The sequence below is a fragment of the Ruegeria atlantica genome, from assembly GCF_001458195.1.
Taxonomy (GTDB): domain Bacteria; phylum Pseudomonadota; class Alphaproteobacteria; order Rhodobacterales; family Rhodobacteraceae; genus Ruegeria; species Ruegeria atlantica.
Genome location: NZ_CYPU01000055.1, coordinates 20,847 through 40,448, shown reverse-complemented (window position 1 = coordinate 40,448; position 19,602 = coordinate 20,847). Strand labels below are relative to the sequence as shown.

Sequence of the window (19,602 nt, the reverse complement as noted above, 5' to 3'; positions counted from 1 at the left end):
GAAACGATAATGAATGTAATGCAGAACTCCCTCCGTTTGCACCATGTAGGGATCGTGCAGCCAAGCATGGAAAATGCCGAAGATTACATGTCACGGTTTGGCCATATCGAAGACTATCGCGGCTATGTCGAGGAATTTGAATGCTGGTGCCTCTTTTGTACAGCGCCCGAAAACAGCACTGCCGTGGAACTCGTTGTGCCAACCGGCGGATCACTTGCGCGTTTCAACCGTGGTGCGGGCGGGCTGCATCACTATGCGTTCGAAACGCCGGATATTCTGACATTACAAAAGGAACTCGCCACTCGGGATGTCACGATGTTAAGGGATACCCCGGTCAAGGGTGCCGGAAATTTCCTGTGCAATTTCACCAACCCAATCTCCACACGCGGCATTTTGGTGGAATATGTTCAACCACTGGATGGCAGTGCTTGAGGCTAAAACCCCATTGGAGCCGTTAAGAGACCGGCCTGAAACTATTTCTACAAAATGTTGCAATCACACAATACGGTCAGGCACAAATACGCGGGTGGAAGAAGTTTTTGACGACTTGGTGCGTTCGAAACTATAACAAGTAGAATAACAATTAGAAAAACAGGCTACCCCGGGAAAACAATGGAATATTCGGCGGCCAGAGCGGTAACTGAACGTAAGACTGAGGCACTTGTGAAACGGCATCTGATCTATCGCACCTTATCGGTTAGTGCATGTTCGATATGCTGTTTTCTGCCTGCTTCGGCACAGGAAAACGGGGCAGGCCTAGTATTCGGATTCAATCAAAGTCTTGAAACCGACGACAACCTAGATCTTGATCCGGTCAGTGCTGGCAGAACCACCTTTGCTTCAACAGGGCTTTCTCTTGGTTTCACCCATGAAACTCCCTTGGACCGGATAGGTGTGTCCGCTTCCGGCGTGCTGCGTGCCGTGAACGGACCAGGGGCTGAGTCGGGCTGGGACAATCAGCGCTTTCAGTTGGATTACGGTCGCGAAGGGGTACAATCAGCATTTGGTTTCAACGCCAGCTATTTGCAATCGAACATTGAATTCCTCCGACCCCTTCAGGATTTTGAAAACCCTGATGGTGAAATCGAACTACCGCCAGATCTCGATGATTTGAACGGAACTGGTAACCGCGAACGATACAGAAGCGGACTGGAGTTTGAATTGGGTCGGGACGCACCGATCGGGGCTGATTTCAGAGCTAACTACCTATCGCTCAAATATACAGACACTACCGATCCCGGGTTAAATGACAGTGATCGCATCAATCTAGACGCTAACCTGTATTTGCGCTTTTTGCCATTCGCGGAAGGCATTATCGGGGCGGATTATCGATTTTTTGATCAAAACGACGCCGAACAGACCCAGCGCGAGACCAAGACCGGCTATGCCGGTGTGAATGTCGAATTGTCACCGATCTGGCGCCTTGAGGCGCGCTTTGGATACACAACCATTGATACCCGTGAGTTCGGGATCACTACTCGAACCGACGGCCCGACTGGCCTACTTCGGCTGGAACGGGACATGCCCAACGGTACGATTGATGCCGAACTCTCGCAGATTGTGACCGATGACGGCGACATCCGTAACTATCTGGTCGGTCGCAGCCTTGAACTGCCCACGGGCGGACTGGCATTTACTGCAGGTTTTGCGGATTCGGAGTTGGACAGCCCGGATTTCATTGGCTCGCTAAACTGGGTACAAGAACTGCCTCGAGGAGAGTTCAGTGCAAGGTTCCAGCGCTCTCTGGATTTTGACGAAGACAAGGGAAATATTCTGAGAACCGCCCTGTTCCTCGGTTATTTTCACGAAATCAACAACATCTCTGGAATAAACCTCAACGCAGGCTATACGATCAGCGACGAACTGACCCGTACGATAGACAGGGCTAACGTTACAGCTTCATACCAGTATAGTCTGACGGAAGACTGGGCACTTAGTACCGGGTACCGGTACCGGATGCGCGAAGAACTGACAGACCCGCGTGCGCAATCTCATTCCATTTTCTTTAATATTGGCCGGGATTTCATCATGCGGCCTTGAGCCCGCAGCCGGTCAGTATCCGAATTTTCGCAACACCGGACCCAATTCGCGTTCGATATATGCGATATGGTCGGGCTCCAACTCGTTGCGCCATTGCCCAGACTTGCCGCTGCGCAGGTGGGATTTACGAGCGATTTTCCCGGCTTTTTTGCCGCTCCGGCTTTTGGCCTCGAACAGCCGCATCAGATCAGCGGCTAGTTCCAGATCATGACCATCAAACCCGAGATGGCTGAATATGTCGCGATATGTGCCGACCCGACTTTCACCCATCAGATCTTCGAAAGATACCTCGAAAATATCCGGATCGCCGGTATCCCAGTTCAGCAACGTATCTCGGTAGAAGAAGATGAAGTGATCTATCTCCATGAACAGGCCGTCGTAGGTGCTGGCCGCGTTCAGCTTGACTTGATAAGTGCACCCGTTTTCGTCCGGTCGATGGACCCACGCTTCATGGGTCCATTTGTGGTAATGATAGCCTGACACGATCATATCGCGCGGATCCCGCATCACATGCACCCCGCGATAAGGGGCCAGACGCGGCAGATCGAGCTTGCCATGCATCGACATGACCAGACGCGATTGCGGATCCGGATGTTCGATATGCACCTTCTGATAAGGCAGGTTCAGACCATACCCCAAAAGGCGCAGGACCGCCGTGAAATAGGTCGTCATTACCTTGTGATGAGTGGCCACGAACAGAATCGGAATATCCTTAGGTATATCGGCCCCCCGCACCCGGGTAGAAGACAGACGCCCCAGCAAGGACCAGAACTCCGGATTTACCAACAGCCCTTTGTTCTTTTTTAGGAAATTGGGCACTTCACGCCGCAATTGGCCAATCCGAGAACGGCGAACCTGTGGCCCGAACCCGGCTGCTGTCATGATTTTTTGGTTCCGAATATTTTCCTGCAAATCAACCGCCCCAGAAAAAATGCAAAACTATCATGGCCCAATTTAACCTGTCCTGAGAAGATAAACAGTGATTTCAGACTATCAGCATAATTATTGAAACATTTCTCCACCATTATCACCACAGGATCCAAAATGGAAACAAGGCGTGTATACGCGCGACCAAGGCAATGCGGATTACATTGTAATTTCAGTTTGAGTAGCCTTTACCCTTTAGTATTCGTTAAGATCGAACATGGAACTCCCGCCAACACAGTTTTTAATGAGTATCAGGGGAAACAGGTGAATATTGCGACATCCGCGGAAAACCCGGACAGGACAGGCCGCGACAGGGCATTCAATCCGGCCGGACTGTTTTGGTTCACATTGCTGGTTATCGGCTCGGTCCCGATCTTCTGGATCGGAATCGTATCGTTGGGCAAAGCTTGGGCTACCGCCGAGTACAGCCATGGCCCTCTGATCCCCATCATTTCTTTATATCTATTCCTACGCGAGATGCGTAATCACCCTCCCCCGCCGGGTGAAGTCCGGGAACGGTGGCCCGGAATTCTGGTCATTGCATTCGGGTTGATTGTGGCGATCCTGGGAAATCTCGCCAAGGTGCCAGACATTGTCACCTATGCGATGATCATCTGGACCGGCGGTGTGGTGCTGACCGTGTTTGGCTGGAACATCGGGCGGCGACATCAACTTCCGGTGCTGCATCTGGTCTTCATGCTGCCGCTGCCAAACTTCATATACTGGAAGCTGACCATCTTCCTGCAGGGCATCTCTTCGGTCATAGGGGTCTGGTTCGTGCAGCAGGCAGGTGTTTCCGTTTATCTGGACGGTAATATCATCGATCTGGGCGTCTATAAGCTGCAGGTGGCCGAGGCCTGTTCGGGTCTGCGCTATCTGTTCCCAATCCTCAGCTTTTCTTATCTCTTCGCCCTGCTCTATCGCGGGCCGATCTGGCACAAGGTGCTGCTGCTGGTGTCGGCCGCACCACTGACAGTGCTGATGAACTCGATCCGCATCGGCGTGATCGGAGTTCTGGTCAATCACCATGGTATCGAAATGGCCGAAGGGTTTCTGCATTTCTTCGAAGGCTGGGTCATCTTTTTGACCTGTATCGCCATCCTGTTCACCATAGCTGTCGCCTTGCAACGCCTGACTCCGAACCCCAAACCGCTGGCCGAAGCGATCGATCTGGACACCAGCGGCCTGCTGCAGGTGGCCGAACGCATCTTCGCCATCCGTCCCTCGCGGGCCATGGCGGCGGCAGCCTTGCTAACAGTGGCAGTGTCGGCGGCCTGGGTCCTGCAACCCAGCTCGGATAAAGAGCTAATCGACCGCAGCCCATTCTCGCTGTACCCGCGTCAGTTGGGGGAATGGTCAGGGTCGGCAGCGCTGCTGGACCCTGATGTTGAACGGGTGCTGGGCGCGACCGATTACCTCAACACTACCTATGCCGCGCCCGGACAGAATGGCTATATCAACATGTTCGTTGCCTTCTATGACAAGCAGACCGAAGGCGACGGCATCCACTCCCCTGAGGTCTGCCTGCCGGTAGGTGGATGGGAAATCTTCAGCCTGGAGCCCTACCGGATCGACCCGGGCATCCCCGCCTATGGCGCGTTCGAGGTGAACCGCGCGATCATCCAGAAAGGACTGCAAAAGCAATTGGTCTATTACTGGTTCGAGCAACGTGGCAAACGCCAGACCAACGATTTCGCTGCCAAGATCGGGGTTGTGGTCGACGGGCTGACCATGGGCCGCACCGACGGCGCGCTGGTGCGCTACGTGACCCCAATCCGCGAAGACGAAACCGAGGCCGACGCGGATACCAGATTGCTGAAATTTGTCGGACAAAGCCTGCCGAAGCTGCCGAGGTTCGTGCCAATCTAATGCTTCGGCATCTGTGTATGTCCGGCCCAATTGGACCGAGCGTGCATATTTGGACCGGTCCGGTATAAACGCTCTTCTCAGAGCGGTTTTTTTTCGGTTGTCCGCTGATAAGCGCCGATCAGAGCGTCCACCTGATGATCCCATCCCAGTTCTGCTTCGACACGGGCGCGGCCAAAGCGACCCATCTCGGCCGACCGCTCCGGGTCATCCAACAGCTCGAGAATCTTGTTGGCCATATCGGCTGTGTCGTTGGGCGCGGCATAAAGCGAAGACCTACCTGCGGAATAGCGCCCCTCGGCCACCTCAAACTGGACGATGGGCTTGGAAAACGCCATATATTCCAGGATCTTGTTCATGGTGGATTTATCATTCATCGGGTTCACCCGGTCCGGATTCACACAGACATCCGCTGTTGACAGCACTTCGAACAGGTCCTGATCAGGCGCGCGTCCAGTAAAGGTCACATGGTCGCCCAACCCCAGCCCCTCGGCCTGCGCCTTCAGCCCGTCCAGCGCCGGGCCACCGCCGACCAACACGAACTGCACATCATAACCACGGTCTTTTACTATGATCCGCACAGAATCGAGCAACAGATCAATCCCTTCCTGATCGCCCATAACTCCCACATAGCCCACCATATACGCACGCCCGTTGCGCCACTTGGGGTTGGGGTCCGTTACAATCAGCCGATTGAGATCGGGGCCCGAGCGCACAACAAATACATCCTCGGACGCAATCCTGCCGCGCTCCTGTGCGATCTCCCGATAGCTCTCATTGGTCGAAATCACGACATCAGCACTGCGAAATGTCCAGCGTTCGAACAACACCATAAGCTTCCAGAAAAACCCACGTTTGCCGAATTTGGCCTCATAGAGCTCGGGGTTGATATCATGGTGATCGAAGATGAACCGCTTACCGAACAGCTTGAAGGGCAACGCCACCAAGAAGATCAGGTCAGGTGGGTTACAAGCCTGCAGAGTATCGAAACCATGATGGCGGGCAATCCGCAGCGCCAAACGCATTTCATGAAACACGGCGGCCCCGTATTCCACCAGATATCCAAGCGCCCCGCTGGCATCAATCGGCAGAGCGTGGCGATAGATATGCACTCCGTCAATCTCTTCGTAGGGGGCTTCATATCCCTTCCCGGTCGGACAAATCACCGCCACCTCGGCCCCGGCCACGCGCAGCGTACGGCACTCGTGCCAGACCCGCCGGTCAAAAGGCAGCGGCAGATTCTCGACGATGATCAGAACACGCCGTCCGGAAAGCGGCTTTGCCTGCCGCGCCTCATCCATGCGCGGCGTTTCAACCAAATCAACATCCTTCATGGCAACTGACCTGTATGGCGGACCTCGGGGTTACCTGAGAAGGTGAGACCATCGATCGTCGCGTTCGACGCTATAACCCGATCATACTGCGTGGTTTCGGTGTCGGTTCGGTTAACCAGAAGACGTTCCAACACGGGCAGATGACTGTAGGCATAGCCCAGGTTGGTCCCGACCAGCTTGGTGGCGTCGATACCCGGATCATAGATCTCCAACTCGTATCCCGCCGCCAGCAGCTTGCGCGCTAGATCAACATTGGGACTTTCACGCAGATCGTCAGTGCCTGCCTTGAATGCCAGCCCAACCAGCAGAATACGCGCCGGTTTGTCCAATCCTTCGACCGCGTATTCGAACAGGCGGTGCTTGTGTGCCTCGTTCGAACCCATCAGGCTATTGATCAGCGGTAGATTGGCCCCAGTATCGGCGGCAATATACTGCAACGCACGCACATCCTTGGGCAGGCACGAGCCGCCAAAGGCCCCGCCGGGCCGCATGTAATAGGGGGAAATGTTGAGTTTGGTATCCGAGACAAAGATCTCATGCACCTGCCGTGCCGAAATGCCCTGTGCCAGACAGACGCGCCCGACCTCATTGGCAAAGGCCACCTTGACCGCATGCCAACTGTTATCGACGAATTTGGTAATTTCCGCCTCGCGGTAACCAACAACAAAGATCGGCGCCTCTATATTGGCGTTCAGTTCCTGCATCGCCGCATTGGGGATCCCGCCCCGGGTTCCAATCACCACTTTCGGCGGGTTGAAATAATCCTCGACTGCGCTGCCCTCACGCAGGAATTCAGGATTATAGACTACCTCGACCAAGCTTTGCGCCGCTTCGCCCAGAACGGCTTCGAAAACTGGCAGAACAAGTTCCTCAACAGTGCCAGGACGAAATGTCGAACGATAAACGACAACCAGAGGGCGATCCCGATCAGTGGTCAGCGCCATCGCTATCTGCCGGGTCACATCCGCGATGAACCCCATATTGTGCGATCCATCCGCAGCTGAGGGCGTGCCGACACAGACAATAGCCAGATCACACCCACCAAGATGCGCCCCTATCGTCACATCCGCTGAAATCCGTCCTGCCGTGACCCCTTCGGTCAACATCTCCTGAACACGCGGCTCCACAATCGGAGCCTGCCCGGCCATGATCTGACGCACTTTTTTTTGGTTTACGTCTATCCCGATGACTTCATGGCCTTCGCTGGCAATACAACAGGCAGCCGTAAATCCGACATAGCCAAGACCCAATACCGCAACCTTCATTAAATTCTACCCAATGCTGGAAACTCGAAATCAACCCAATATGAAGCGGACGAATGGCCCGCGCCCGCATAGTCATCCCCTGTTGTAGACATCCTCATACCGTACGATGTCGTCTTCACCTAGATAGGACCCAGTCTGCACTTCGATCAGATACATCGGCACCTTGCCAGGGTTTTCCATTCGGTGCACCGCACCCAGCGGGATATAAACGGATTGGTTTTCTGTCAGCAAGTTCACCTCCTCACCCACGGTCACACGCGCCGTGCCGGCCACAACGATCCAATGCTCAGAACGATGCACATGACTTTGCAGACTCAGGATACCGTTCGGTTTGACCATGATCCGTTTGACCTGGAACCGATCCCCCAGACACAGGGTCTCATACCAACCCCAGGGGCGGTGAAAGCGGGGATAGTCCTCGGCCTGCGCCACCTTGTTCACTTTCAGTACGCCGACCGCCTTTTTGACGTCCTGCGCCCGTTCCATATCGGTAACAAGTACCGCATCACGCATTGCGATAGCGGCAATATTCTTCAGCCCAAGGCCTACTAACTGGATATTGCTATCTTCGCTGCGCAACAGCGTGTTCTGGCAATCAATCGCCGTGGCCGCCCCCACCTGAGCGACCTTGTTCTCATCCAGTGGCAGGGTCGCATGCAGGGTATCCCAACTGCCCAGATCAGACCAGTCAGCCTCCAACGGGACAGCAACGATATTCCGGGCCTTTTCCATAATCGCATAGTCGATCGAAATCGGATCAATCCCCTCAAAAGGGTCCACCGCCAACCGGAAAAACCCCAAATCCGTTTCCCCCTGCGACAGAGCCGCGCGACACGGTGCCACCATTTGCGGCATATGTTCCTCAAAGGCCGCAATGATATCGCGGACACGGAACATAAACATTCCCGCATTCCACAACACATTGCCATCTTGCAACAGCTTAACTGCTCGCGCCTTGTCCGGTTTTTCGCAGAACTCTGCAAGCGGGGTGGGTTGTCCGGACACCACCGCAGCATCCAGCCGCAGATACCCATACCCTGTTTCAGGACGGTCCGGCACCACTCCAAATGTGACCAACTCCCCACCCTGAGCCGCTTTGGCCCCCACGGCAACAGCGTCGAGAAAGGCCTGAGTGTCGTGCACCAGATGATCCGAAGGTGCGACCAACATCAGTGCATCAGGTATTTCCTCAAGGCTCAACGCCGCAGCCAGAATAGCAGGTGCGGTATTACGCGCAGCCGGCTCTAAGATAACCCGACCATCCGACAGGCCCAAAGCAGCCGCCTGGTCTTCCACCAGAAATCGGAAATCCTCGTTGGTTAGAAAGATTGGCGCATCAAATTCCGGTCCGGAAAGCCGCGACAGGACGTTCTGGAACAGACTTTGATGACCGTCAAAAGATACGAATTGCTTAGGATAGGCACGCCGCGAACTGGGCCATAGCCGGGTTCCCGAACCACCACAAAGAATGACCGGATAAATCATTTACCAAACTCCAAATTTAATGAATGCACCTCTTATTGAAACTAGATTGGGCCAACGGAACCCTCCTCGCAATCACTCACCAATCCGTACATTCCTAGTGGCACATCAACTGTACCCATAACCGTACCCATATCCGTAAATACCGTCAGTATAGTGGCATTTGTTCATGATCACGCCCATCACGTTGGTGAGTTCTGCTAATTGACGCTCAGCCACATCAATCTGATCAATCGTCGTGCGTTCAGCTTCCGTCATCAGCAGAGCGCAATCAGCGTTTTTGAGAAATCCAAAATTGTCGTCCGCCGCCAGCAACGGCGGCATATCAAACAAAACAAGATCGGGTTCGAATTCTGCCTCAATTGCCGCAATAACATCGCTGGCCTTCTGGCTTTGCAGAATTTCAGCTGCATCTGTAACAGCCCCACTGCTCAACCCAAGCGCCACGTTCTTCCCAACTCTGTACCCGTGGTCAGAAAGTAACGCCTTGCCTTGCAGAATGTCACCCATGGTGCATTGGCAGTCCTGTTTCAACATCAAGGACAAACCCGCCCGACGCAGGTCAAAATCCAAAACAACAGTGCGTAAATCAGTCTGGCGGCCGAAACTGAAAGCCAAATTTGCGGTAGTGGTACTTTTGCCGCATGCACTGTGTGGAGAAACCATCGCCACCCTCTTCCAGCCATTGACCAAAGCCTGCTGCAATATACGTGTACGCAACATATCATAAGGTCCCGCGGCAGCACCGCCGTCGTAGCTGACAAGCCGATTTTGACGGACATCTGTTTTGGAAATATCTAGTGGCGTCAGGTCTAGCCAGGGATCAGTAGTTCTGTTCGAAGGCACCTCTTCTTGAATAGCCTTATCCGCGGCAACAGCGAGCTGAGCAGGCGCCCTCTTCCTTCTCTGCGACCGTGCTTTTTCTATAGCTTTCTGCAGTTTTTCCATTAAGCACTATCCTTCTAGGACAAAGACTGCCCGTTTCGTCTCACCACCGGATACCAATCTTGTCCATAACCCGCTCAGCCAACAGGTCCAGAGGCTGATAGAATACATGAACCGCATAAACCGCCGCTGGCACGCCGACCACAATGACAAACATGCGCAACAACCTCAGCACCCTGAAACGCATAACTTCTCCAGAGGTCGGAATATAGGGAATAGTCGCCAGTGGCCTAATATCCAGTTTTGCAACCAAATCTTCTGGCCGACGCAGAGTCCGATTCAGCAATTCCAGCAAAGCAATCAGGCCAATCCCAGCCAAAATACCGAAGAGGCTGCCACCGCCAGCGATCATCATCCGATTAGGCTTGGTCGGGCTGCTTGGAGCGATTGGCGGTTCGATCACAGATACGCGCTGACCTTGCGCCGTCACTTCAATCCGCTCACCTGTACTGGCGCGGGCCAAGCTCTCGACCGCAGCATTGTACTGCCTCTCAATATGCTGGTAATCGAGCTCAAGATCATCAAGCCGGATCTGCTTTTCCGGCGTTTGATTAATAGTACGACGCAGTTCGTCTAATTGCGGGCTCAAATCATTTTTTTGTTCTTCGGAAGCTGCAATTCTGGAATCCAGTTCCGCCAATTGTACATCCAACAACAAATTCCCGGACTGCGGCTCGCTCTCTTCAACAAGTTGCGGCATCGAACCAGCCTGTTCCTCAAGCTGTTTGATACGAGCTTCAAGAAGCTTAACACGCGGGTTGGTAGTGGAATAAATTGCCAAGGCTTGATTAAGCTCTCGGCGCAGGCCCACCAGTTCCAATTGCTCAGGGGTCTGATTAGGTGTGCGGTTTCCCGAAACCTGGCCAGTTGTCTCATAGATATCGATCAACCGGCTGCGCTGCGAATTCAACACAGCCAAATCTCGGTTCAGCTGCGCCAACCTCTCTTGCAGAAGCGCCTGCTGATTCAGCCGGAAATCAAGAGTATCCGGTAACACATCCACGTTTTTGGTCTTAAAATCCAAAATCTGTGCGCTGCGTTCAGCCAGTGCCTCGCTCAACCGATCTACTTCTTTCCTAAAAAACTCGAGCGTTTGGGTTGCGCGACCCGTTCTCGACTGTACGTCTTCCTTCTGGATCAGTGTTAGGTATTCGTTGAGAACACCCGCAGCGCTTGCGCCTGAAGGTCCCTCAAAACTAATTTCCATTAGCGCAACCTCGTTGCGGCCTGTGCTTATTTTGATGACAGTACGAGCCTGCATGCCCGCCACAATCCTATCAGCCGTCATAACAGAGGGGTCTTCGAAAACATTCTGCCGATTGGCTATTTCCAGCAAGTTGGCCCGGGTCAGGAGCCGTTGTTCAATGATCTGCAACTGTTCCGGTGCCGGAGTGCGAACAGTAGAGGCTGCCAACTCATCTGGAATACGTGGCGATTCTACGATCAGCTTCATGCTGGATACATAGGCGGGCGGCAATGCCATCGCGATGATGACCGAGGCCGCGCCGATCACTGAGGCCACAACCAAAAAGTAGGGCAGACGCCGTAAGAAAATCGACCAGTAGTAACGAAAATTCACGTTCAGTTTTCCCGTTTTCCGTTCATCTGCATCCTAGTATCGCTCATCCTGCTTTTTCCTCCGGCGGCACTTTTTGATGGTCTCCAAGCTTCAGCACCTGGCCCACCTCTTCCGGGTCCGATACAGAAATGGCACCAAAACAGACCCCGTCGTCCAGCACGCTCCTCACAATCTGCGGGGTGATCAAATGAAGCTCCTCGCTCCATGCATAGAGCATTGCAAACTCGCAGATCTGGTTCACCAAACGTGGCACACCTTCGGTCGCTGCATGAATAAGATCACAGGCCTCGGCCGAAAATTCCTCTCCTGTACCGCCTGCAACCTTCACACGATGTTCGATATAGCCAGAAACCGTTTCCGCATCCATGCGAGGGAGATGAAAACTGGCCGCAACCCGCTGCGCCATCTGGCGCAACTTTGGCTGCAGCAAAACGTCCCGCAATTCGGGTTGACCAACCAGAATTAATTGAATCAATTCGTCCTTGTTAGAGTTGATATTGGTCAGCATTCGTATCTCTTCCAAACCCTCTCGTGACAGGTTCTGCGCTTCATCGAAGATCAGGACAACACGTCGCCCCTCGGCATATTCGGAAATCAGAAAACTTGCCAATGTCTGGTATAATTGTACATAGGGTGCCCTTGGAGTGGCTGGCACGTCCAGCGCGTTGAGCGCCCATTGTAACAGCTCTCCACGCCCACCCTGAGCGTTGGAGACCAAACCGATCGTGACATCGTCATCAATCTGGCTAATAAGTTTTTGCAGCAGCGTCGTCTTGCCCGCTCCAATCTCACCAGTGATCAATGTAATCGGAGCTTTAGATATAACGCCAAATTCAAGGATCGAATAAGCACGTTTGTGTTGTGTGGACCAATACAAAAAACTGGGGTCCGGCAACAATGTAAAAGGCCGCTCCCTGAGACCAAAATGTTCGATATAGAGATCACCCGTCGTCATCGTGACCAAAAAACTTGTAAAATCATCTACAACAAACCTTTGCGATATGATCGGGGCAAGCCTGACCAGAACCGCGTACACTCCACACTGACATGGCCCGGCGGGGCTATTAATACAACCGTCGAACTCTTTTTATCACGATCAGACCCCTGTTAACTCAAGTATCGCATCAATTTTGGGCAATTTTAAGGAGATGAACCAAATCGATCCGAAACAATTTGCAGCAAAACACATCCTCGTTCATCTTGCAGCAACAAACCAATAAGCACACCAAAACTACTTCATTTTTATTTCTGGATTTATACTTCGGAGTTTAACTCTCCATAGGTGTTCTGGCTCCATCTCTTACGCAGCGAGCATAGCCATATTGCTGGCAATGAAATCAGAAGAATGCTGGCCAGTCCAATCAGACAATACACGCCTATCACCGTGAATACCCCATAGCCCGAGATAAGCGCTATGGCAGCACCTATAAAACCTGTCACTACTGCCAACACAAGAATTCCCATCGGAACACTCCAAGCTACGAAGATAGCGCGACACCCCTATAGGTAGAATAAATGTGCCGGAAATCTACTTCTGCAGCTACAGTTTTCCAGCACTCCGCGCTCCCATTAGGGATAACTATTACATAGAAAAGAGGCCACTCTATGGCAGCCCCTTGACAATTCTTAAAGATTATTGAAGTCAGGCGATCGATCTGCGTCGGCGCAATAGGCCAAAACCAGCCAATGCACCCAGCAGCATAAATCCGGCAGCCGGCAGCGGCACCGGCGCCACGGCAACCAGGTTCTGGTAACGATATGGCTGCGCAGTGCTTTCCAGAAAGCTCAGACGCCATTTCTTGTCACCGGTATAGTTCTGAGCTGCGGCTAGATAAGCGTTGGCCTGATCAATAACGCCGGATGATCGACTCTTAGCACTGAAACCCGAGCCACTCGTTGCGCTCCAGTCGTCATCATAAACCGCATTCCACAAAGCCACCTGAAAGGCCGCTGAGGTTAGCTTACTTTCTGTTGCGACCGCGTTGCTGTAATTTGCATCAAAAATCGCTTGAATGCGCTGCACCCCACCGTTGGAAATCAGATCAACACTGTTTGAAAACGGTGTATCGGTGACCTTGTACTCATAGCCGGTCCCGCGACCGATCCACGCCGCCAAATCCAGACAGAATGCAACAAAATCACCGAGCACGTTGTCCGGCGCAGGAGTTACGTCTGTCATGTCATAGGCACCGGCATTTACGCGGACCTTGTCATATCTAATACTAGGCGCGGTCACCTTGACCCTTTTATAGCGTCCAGCGGCGGAACCATTTAGATCAACTGTCGCCGCAGTTGCCGGAATGGCAGCTGTCACAACAACAACCGCTGCCGCAACAGCAATTTTCCGGAAAAAGACTTTCATAACACCTCACACGATCTACTCGTTAAGCGAGATTGAACGGAACCTAAAACACGCTTTCCATCTCACATCGTCCAGTACTATTAATTACGTCAATAAGATGGCAAGGAACTTGTTCATATTGCCACCTTTTACCACAATATGTTGTACAAAATCCCCCGGCGGGCTTCACTGTTTCGCATTCCGACACTTTTTCACAATTCACACGACCACACCTCTGACGGGAAACAATCGTTTCAGTGTGCTCATTTAACCTCCGTCGATTCCAGCTCTCACTAAAGAACCCCGTGCATCGCCACAGCGCTTCGGCGTCAGGATTAAAAGGCCCGGTAAAACGGTTTTTTCAATCTTCATTAGAGCAAGACCCCTATTCAAATATGCTTTAGATCTTAACAACTCAGGACGAAAAAATCATCAGGAACAGAGGATAACGAAGCAAGCACACACATGCGCCAGCATCGTCGAAAACCTACAGATACATGTCCAAAGTCAACCGTCTATCAGTGTATGGCACCTCTGTTTACTGGCCTTCCAACCTTTCTCACAAATGTTCAGCATGATGAATGGAGTGTTGACCATCCCCGAACAATAAGCCCAAAATGAGATCATCTGTGATTGCTCACGTATGGCACGGAGCACTGCCTAAACTTTGCTCAACCTGAAAGTCTTTGAAATATAATCACTTAGAAAATTCCTAGCCTCAATCATCTATTTTATGTGCAAAACCAAACTTAAAACTGTTAAGCCTTGCATGGGGGAAATTACAAAGAACTATCGCCCATTTTTGTTATGCGCCAGTTTGTCGGCGCTATTTAAAGAGTGACAACGAGGTCAGAGCAGACTGTTGTAAGTGTTTGGGGTTATTTTGTTTATGACATCTCATGTAAAAGAATTCACCGCGGCCGAAACGGAGTCCGCCGATCAATTTAGTCACCACAGCATCGTCACACAGCCCTCAAGACCCTATCGTGATCGCTTCAAGCGTCTAATTGACATTGCCCTGGTTATCCTGATGACGCCGATTGCAGTGCCTTTGGTGGCCATCTTTGCGCTTATCATCGTAACAACCGGTGGGACACCATTTTTCTGGCAGCGCCGGATTGGCAAAGACGGCGCAATCTTCGAAATGCTGAAAATCCGCACAATGGTGCCTAATGCGAAAGAGAAATTGGAGGCCCATCTTGCCGCTGATACCGACGCCAGGGCCGAATGGAACAGCACGCAGAAACTGAAGGATGACCCCCGCATCACACCGATTGGGAAATTTCTGCGCAGATCATCCCTCGACGAGTTACCCCAACTGTGGAATGTCCTCCGAGGAGACATGTCCATCGTCGGGCCACGCCCAATGATGGAAGACCAAAAACCCCTGTATCCCGGCAAGACCTATTATTCCATGCGCCCAGGCATTACGGGTTCATGGCAGGTCTCGGACCGCAATGAGACAACCTTCGCGGCGCGAGCCCGGTTCGACAAAAACTATTATGACAGCCTGACACTCAAAACTGACCTGTCGATTCTTGTAAGAACTGTGGGCGTTGTTTTACGCTGTTCGGGTTACTGACACGAACCTACACACAGGGTTCCTGCATCTAGGGCTGGAAGATCAATAACATGCTGCGAAACAGCTTACTGAGGCTTGCCCTCATCCTAGGGCTCGGTCTTCTGGCGGCCTGCGATACGGCAAAAGACCGGGCTGAGAAACACTTTCAAACCGCACTTGAGCATCTGGAAAACGGCGATTTCGAACGAGCTACAATCGAGTTTCGCAATGTTTTCAAGCTGAATGGCACACATAAAGAAGCCCGTCTGACTTTTGCCCGGATGCAGCGTGAACTTGGTGCGATCCCCGAAGCATATGGTCAGTATCTGCGGTTGGTCGAGCAATACCCTGACAATCTGGAAGGTCGACAAGCCTTGGCAGAGATGGCGTTAGAAAGCGGCGATTGGGAAGAGGTTGAACGTCATGGGCGCGCCGCTGCTGAAATCGCTCCAGAAGACCCGCGGACCCAATCTATGCTGGCGGCGCTGAACTATCGCGATGCTACAAGTGATAGGGATAGTGCCGCGCAAACTACCGCCTTTGAAACCGCGCGGTCGCTTTTGGCCGAGAACCCGGATCTGATCAGCGCGCATCAGGTCGTGATTGACAAACTGATCCTGGATCAGGACTGGCCTGCGGCGCTGGACGCGCTGGATGCGGCGTTACAAACATCTCCAGACTTCACCCCCCTCTATACAATGCGACTGGCGGTGCTGAACGAGATTGGAGACATGGCCGGCATCGAAGCACAGATGCTGCAGATGACCAAGCAGTTTCCCAACGAATCGAACGTCGTTTCGCTGTTGTTGGACTGGTATCTGACGAACGAGAATTTCGATGCCGCCGAAGCTTATCTGCGATCCGCAGTCGACCCCGAAGCAGAGAGCCCAGACGACCGCATCCGGCTTATACGGTTCCTCAGTGACTACCGCAGCACAGAGGTCGCTCTGGCCGAGTTGGAGGCCACCTTGACGACCACTGGCCCCCATGACACCGCCTACCGGTCACTACGGGCCATTTTCACTTATGAAAATGGAAATGCCGAGGCCGCCATCACCGAATTGCAGGATATCCTTGCTAACGCCGAGCCTTCGGCAGAGACCAACAACATCAAAACCACATTGGCCCGCATGCTGAACGCCAATGACCGCACCGAACAGGCAAAAGCACTGGTCGAAGAGGTCATAACCTCGGATGCGCGCCACGTAGGGGCCGCAAAGCTCAAGGCCCGCTGGTTGATACAGGAGGACCGTACCGGTGAGGCCATCGCATTGCTGCGCGCCGCCCTTGGGGAAAGCCCGCGCGATGCCGAGCTGATGACGCTTTTGGCCAGCGCGCACGAGCGCGACGGCAACCGTGACCTGATGGCCGAGATGCTGTCACTGGCAGTCGAAGCTTCCGGCGGTGCCCCTGAGGAATCCCTACGGTACGCGGCTTTTCTGGCCAGCAACGAACAGGGTCTGAACGCAGAATCCGTACTGATCGATGCGTTGCGGGCGCGACCGGACAATATCGAGCTGCTGGCGACCCTCGGGACACTGTACGTAGACCTGCAAGACTGGGGCCGGACCCAGGGTGTCATCACCCGGCTGGACGATTTTGGCGAAGACACAGCCGGTATCACGAACAACCTCACGGCGCGGATGCTGGCGGGACAGGGCAACGAAGAGGCGCTGCTATCCTTTCTGGAGACCCTGTCGCAGGATCAGACCTTCGGTCAGGCGGCCGAGATTGGCCTGATCCGGTCCTATATCGGTCGAGGTGATATAGACACGGCCCTGACCCGGATTGACAGCGCCTTGCAAGAGGCCCCAGACGATCCGGCCCTGCGGTTTGTAAGGGGATCGATCCTGGCCATTCAAAATCAACCAAAAGAGGCTGAAATCGCCTATCGGGCGCTTTTGGAGGACCTGCCCGAAACCGAGCAGGTCTGGCTTGCGCTCTACCGTTTGAAAACCCTTCAGGGCGACCTGGATGCAGCCGCTCAAATCCTAGCTGAAGGTCTAGACACCCTGCCCGGCAACCTCAATCTGCGGTGGGTCCAAGCCGGATCACTGGAACAACGCGGCGACATTGAAGGTGCTATTGGAATTTACGAAGTACTCTACGCCGAAAACAGCCATATACCACTTTTTGCCAATAACCTGGCCAGCCTTCTAGCAACATACCGAGACGATGTTGAAAGTTTGGAGCGCGCATTTACCATCGCGCGCCGTCTGCGTGGCACAAACATACCTGCTTTTCAGGACACCTATGGCTGGATCGCCTATCGCCGGGGCGATTTCGACGATGCGTTGATCCACCTGGAACCAGCGGCACAGGGCTTACCCAACGATCCAATGGTGCAATACCATCTGGGTGCTACATATGCTGCGTTGAATCGAAATACTGAAGCATTGGAAGCGTTCCAGACGGTCATCGGACTGAAGCCCCCTGCCCCATTGTTGGAAATCGTGACGGCTGCGGTCAAAGGATTGACAGCAAAATCGGAAACAGTTTCGACAACCAGCAAAGATAATTGAATTTCAAGGGGCATTCTGGTCACAATTAACAACTATGACTCTACCGGGTTTACGGACTGCATGAATACGCGCTAATCTGCTCGCTCAACATAAGCATTTGTGAGGACCAGTTATGTTCAGGGTTCTGTTCGGATTATTTACCATAATGTTCTTTGCGGTCTCAGCGCAGGCGCAAAGCAATTACAGGATCAAATCGGGCGATACGCTCAATATCGAAGTGTTGGAAGATACCAGCCTCAACCGTAACACGCTGGTATTGCCTGACGGATCGATTAACTTTCCGCTTGCGGGCGGTATTTCGGCCGGCGGACGTACCGTCGATCAGGTTAAAACTGATCTGACGAATGCGCTGGCATCCAATTTTGCTGCTCCTCCGACTGTGTTCGTCTCGGTCGGCGCGATCGCCCTACCAGCACCAGCTGTGGCCAGTGTGCCAACCACGCAGGCGATTTATGTCACTGGCGAAATCACTAACCCTGGAAAGCTGGAGGCTACACCGGGTACAACCATCCTTCATGCCATCGCACAGGCTGGGGGGCTAACCCGTTTCGCGGCAGACAAGCGCATCCAGCTGCGGCGAGGTAATCAGGTTTTCCTATACAATTACCGTACAAATGACGGTGGCATTCCCAGCAGTACGGTGCTGACCCCGGGTGACGTTATAGTTGTGCCGCAGCGCAAGCTGTTTGAGTAAGGCCGCGCCGAAATAAACTAGCTAGTCCGAAAATCCGCGCCGCCATTCTTGGCGGCGTTTCCATATCTCAGACCATACCTGCGCGTTGTCTTCGTCCGGACGGAGTACGGAGTAGGCCAGCCGCCGGTTCAGAGGCCAGAACGCAAACAACGCTTTTGCCAGCGGCCTTTGCCAGCCGGGGATGTGGCGGCTGATCAGTTCGCTTTTGGCCCGCAGGAGACGTACCATCTTGTCACTGCGAACCTTCTCGGATGCACCGCCATAATGAATAATCACGGCATCTGGAGTCATACGCGGCGATGCTCCAAGGGTTTGGGCCGCGCGCAAGCATAAATCGGCCTCCTCTCCATACATGAAAAAGGTCAGATCAAAGCCACCAAGGGCCTTCCAATCCTCACGTTTAATCAAGAGGAAACAGCCTGTCACGATATCTACCAAGCGTTCGGTGCTACGATCCCACCCACCATAGGCCTCAGAATGAAAAACCGGACTGTTCGGGAAAATTCCGGTCAGCCCAAAGGTGCGGCAAAAAATGTTCCAAAGGCTCATTCGACGCCAGCAGGACGTAGGATTCAAACTGCGGTCACCATACAGCGTGCGCCCTCCCCAGACCCCGGCATCAGGTCGGGCCTCGGCAAAGGTGACCAGCTTGTCTATGGCCCCGTCCAGCACAACGGTGTCCGGATTGAGCAGCAGAATGTACTCCCCATTCGCCCGTTCCGCCGCGATGTTGTTGGCTTTTGCAAAACCATGATTATCCTCTTCAGCCAAAAGGGTGATATTGCGAAACTCGTGGGCAATTGCTTCGGCGGATCCGTCGGTCGAGGTGTTGTCCACCACGATCAGTTCATACGGAACATGAGTTTCAGCCTGAACCGAGCGCAGACATTCCAGCGTCATCTCACGAGTGTTATAGCTGACAACGATAATGGTAACTTTGGGCTCAAATGCTGACACGAAACTCTTCCACAAATTAATACTTAAACGGATCATACACTCTCAGAGTTATGACCAGCCCGATGATTCAACACAAGCACTAGAACCGT

At 53.1% G+C, this 19,602-nt stretch carries 15 protein-coding genes; 6 read left to right on the top strand and 9 right to left on the bottom strand.

Annotated elements, in window-relative coordinates; translation table 11 throughout:
• The first annotated feature begins 9 nt into the window (after positions 1-9).
• Both RUA4292_RS16155 and RUA4292_RS16150 read left to right on the top strand, forming a co-directional pair.
• The gene (locus tag RUA4292_RS16155; protein ID WP_082637157.1) at positions 10-432 is read left to right on the top strand and encodes a VOC family protein; all 423 of its coding nucleotides are present in this window, start codon (positions 10-12) and stop codon (positions 430-432) included.
• Between the two features lie 180 nt (positions 433-612).
• Positions 613-2,040 (top strand): porin family protein, encoded by a 1,428-nt coding sequence (locus tag RUA4292_RS16150; RefSeq protein WP_058278530.1) that lies wholly within the window; start codon positions 613-615, stop codon positions 2,038-2,040.
• Between the two features lie 12 nt (positions 2,041-2,052).
• Here RUA4292_RS16150 and RUA4292_RS16145 read toward each other — a convergent pair whose 3' ends face one another.
• Positions 2,053-2,922 carry a sulfotransferase domain-containing protein gene (locus RUA4292_RS16145; RefSeq protein ID WP_145974988.1) on the bottom strand — a complete coding sequence of 290 codons (870 nt, stop codon included), beginning with the start codon at positions 2,920-2,922 and terminating at the stop codon, positions 2,053-2,055.
• Positions 2,923-3,231: 309 nt separating this feature from the next.
• Here RUA4292_RS16145 and xrtD point away from each other — a divergent pair, with 309 nt between their 5' ends.
• Positions 3,232-4,836: a VPLPA-CTERM-specific exosortase XrtD gene (gene xrtD, locus RUA4292_RS16140; protein WP_306346072.1), complete on the top strand. Its 1,605-nt coding sequence runs from the start codon at positions 3,232-3,234 to the stop codon at positions 4,834-4,836.
• Positions 4,837-4,913: 77 nt separating this feature from the next.
• On the opposite strand, the gene RUA4292_RS16135 is transcribed toward xrtD, so the two are convergent.
• The 7 genes from RUA4292_RS16135 to RUA4292_RS16105 all read right to left on the bottom strand — a co-directional run bounded on the left by RUA4292_RS16135 (position 4,914) and on the right by RUA4292_RS16105 (position 13,800).
• Positions 4,914-6,167, bottom strand: a complete 1,254-nt coding sequence (locus tag RUA4292_RS16135) for a glycosyltransferase family 4 protein (protein WP_199520021.1) — start codon at positions 6,165-6,167, stop codon at positions 4,914-4,916.
• The gene (locus RUA4292_RS16130; RefSeq protein WP_058278528.1) at positions 6,164-7,432 is read right to left on the bottom strand and encodes a nucleotide sugar dehydrogenase; all 1,269 of its coding nucleotides are present in this window, start codon (positions 7,430-7,432) and stop codon (positions 6,164-6,166) included. Before RUA4292_RS16130 ends, RUA4292_RS16135 begins: the two co-directional genes overlap by 4 nt.
• A 72-nt stretch (positions 7,433-7,504) precedes the next feature.
• A complete protein-coding gene (locus RUA4292_RS16125) occupies positions 7,505-8,917 on the bottom strand; it encodes a mannose-1-phosphate guanylyltransferase/mannose-6-phosphate isomerase (protein ID WP_058278527.1) in 1,413 nt (470 codons plus the stop codon).
• Between the two features lie 105 nt (positions 8,918-9,022).
• Positions 9,023-9,862 (bottom strand): CpsD/CapB family tyrosine-protein kinase, encoded by an 840-nt coding sequence (locus tag RUA4292_RS16120; protein ID WP_058278526.1) that lies wholly within the window; start codon positions 9,860-9,862, stop codon positions 9,023-9,025.
• Positions 9,863-9,902: 40 nt separating this feature from the next.
• Positions 9,903-11,438 (bottom strand): GumC family protein, encoded by a 1,536-nt coding sequence (locus tag RUA4292_RS16115; RefSeq protein WP_145974987.1) that lies wholly within the window; start codon positions 11,436-11,438, stop codon positions 9,903-9,905.
• Positions 11,439-11,481: 43 nt separating this feature from the next.
• Positions 11,482-12,474, bottom strand: coding sequence for an ExeA family protein (locus tag RUA4292_RS16110; protein WP_233493469.1), 993 nt, complete (start codon positions 12,472-12,474; stop codon positions 11,482-11,484).
• A gap of 606 nt (positions 12,475-13,080) precedes the next feature.
• Positions 13,081-13,800, bottom strand: coding sequence for a VPLPA-CTERM sorting domain-containing protein (locus tag RUA4292_RS16105; protein WP_058278524.1), 720 nt, complete (start codon positions 13,798-13,800; stop codon positions 13,081-13,083).
• 868 nt (positions 13,801-14,668) lie between these two features.
• Between RUA4292_RS16105 and RUA4292_RS16100 the strand changes: the two genes are divergently transcribed.
• The 3 genes from RUA4292_RS16100 (at position 14,669) to RUA4292_RS16090 (ending at position 18,556) form a co-directional block, all read left to right on the top strand.
• Positions 14,669-15,361, top strand: a complete 693-nt coding sequence (locus RUA4292_RS16100) for a sugar transferase (protein ID WP_058278523.1) — start codon at positions 14,669-14,671, stop codon at positions 15,359-15,361.
• A gap of 50 nt (positions 15,362-15,411) precedes the next feature.
• Positions 15,412-17,862: a tetratricopeptide repeat protein gene (locus RUA4292_RS16095; protein ID WP_058278522.1), complete on the top strand. Its 2,451-nt coding sequence runs from the start codon at positions 15,412-15,414 to the stop codon at positions 17,860-17,862.
• Positions 17,863-17,974: 112 nt separating this feature from the next.
• The gene (locus RUA4292_RS16090) at positions 17,975-18,556 is read left to right on the top strand and encodes a polysaccharide biosynthesis/export family protein (protein ID WP_058278521.1); all 582 of its coding nucleotides are present in this window, start codon (positions 17,975-17,977) and stop codon (positions 18,554-18,556) included.
• Between the two features lie 21 nt (positions 18,557-18,577).
• Here the strand turns inward: RUA4292_RS16090 and RUA4292_RS16085 are convergent, their stop codons facing one another.
• Complete coding sequence (locus RUA4292_RS16085; protein ID WP_058278520.1) at positions 18,578-19,549, bottom strand: glycosyltransferase family 2 protein; 972 nt, start codon at positions 19,547-19,549, stop codon at positions 18,578-18,580.
• Positions 19,550-19,602 lie beyond the last annotated feature (53 nt).

Bases quoted from the DNA above. Each gene is read 5' to 3' on its own strand.
- RUA4292_RS16150 (WP_058278530.1), top strand. From the start codon at position 613: ATGGAATATTCGGCGGCCAGAGCGGTAACTGAACGTAAGACTGAGGCA.
- RUA4292_RS16095 (WP_058278522.1), top strand. From the start codon at position 15,412: ATGCTGCGAAACAGCTTACTGAGGCTTGCCCTCATCCTAGGGCTCGGT.
- RUA4292_RS16135 (WP_199520021.1), bottom strand. From the start codon at position 6,167: ATGAAGGATGTTGATTTGGTTGAAACGCCGCGCATGGATGAGGCGCGG.
- RUA4292_RS16120 (WP_058278526.1), bottom strand. From the start codon at position 9,862: ATGGAAAAACTGCAGAAAGCTATAGAAAAAGCACGGTCGCAGAGAAGG.
- RUA4292_RS16125 (WP_058278527.1), bottom strand. From the start codon at position 8,917: ATGATTTATCCGGTCATTCTTTGTGGTGGTTCGGGAACCCGGCTATGG.
- RUA4292_RS16105 (WP_058278524.1), bottom strand. From the start codon at position 13,800: ATGAAAGTCTTTTTCCGGAAAATTGCTGTTGCGGCAGCGGTTGTTGTT.
- RUA4292_RS16085 (WP_058278520.1), bottom strand. From the start codon at position 19,549: ATGATCCGTTTAAGTATTAATTTGTGGAAGAGTTTCGTGTCAGCATTT.
- RUA4292_RS16130 (WP_058278528.1), bottom strand. From the start codon at position 7,432: ATGAAGGTTGCGGTATTGGGTCTTGGCTATGTCGGATTTACGGCTGCC.
- RUA4292_RS16145 (WP_145974988.1), bottom strand. From the start codon at position 2,922: ATGACAGCAGCCGGGTTCGGGCCACAGGTTCGCCGTTCTCGGATTGGC.
- RUA4292_RS16090 (WP_058278521.1), top strand. From the start codon at position 17,975: ATGTTCAGGGTTCTGTTCGGATTATTTACCATAATGTTCTTTGCGGTC.
- RUA4292_RS16155 (WP_082637157.1), top strand. From the start codon at position 10: ATGAATGTAATGCAGAACTCCCTCCGTTTGCACCATGTAGGGATCGTG.
- RUA4292_RS16100 (WP_058278523.1), top strand. From the start codon at position 14,669: ATGACATCTCATGTAAAAGAATTCACCGCGGCCGAAACGGAGTCCGCC.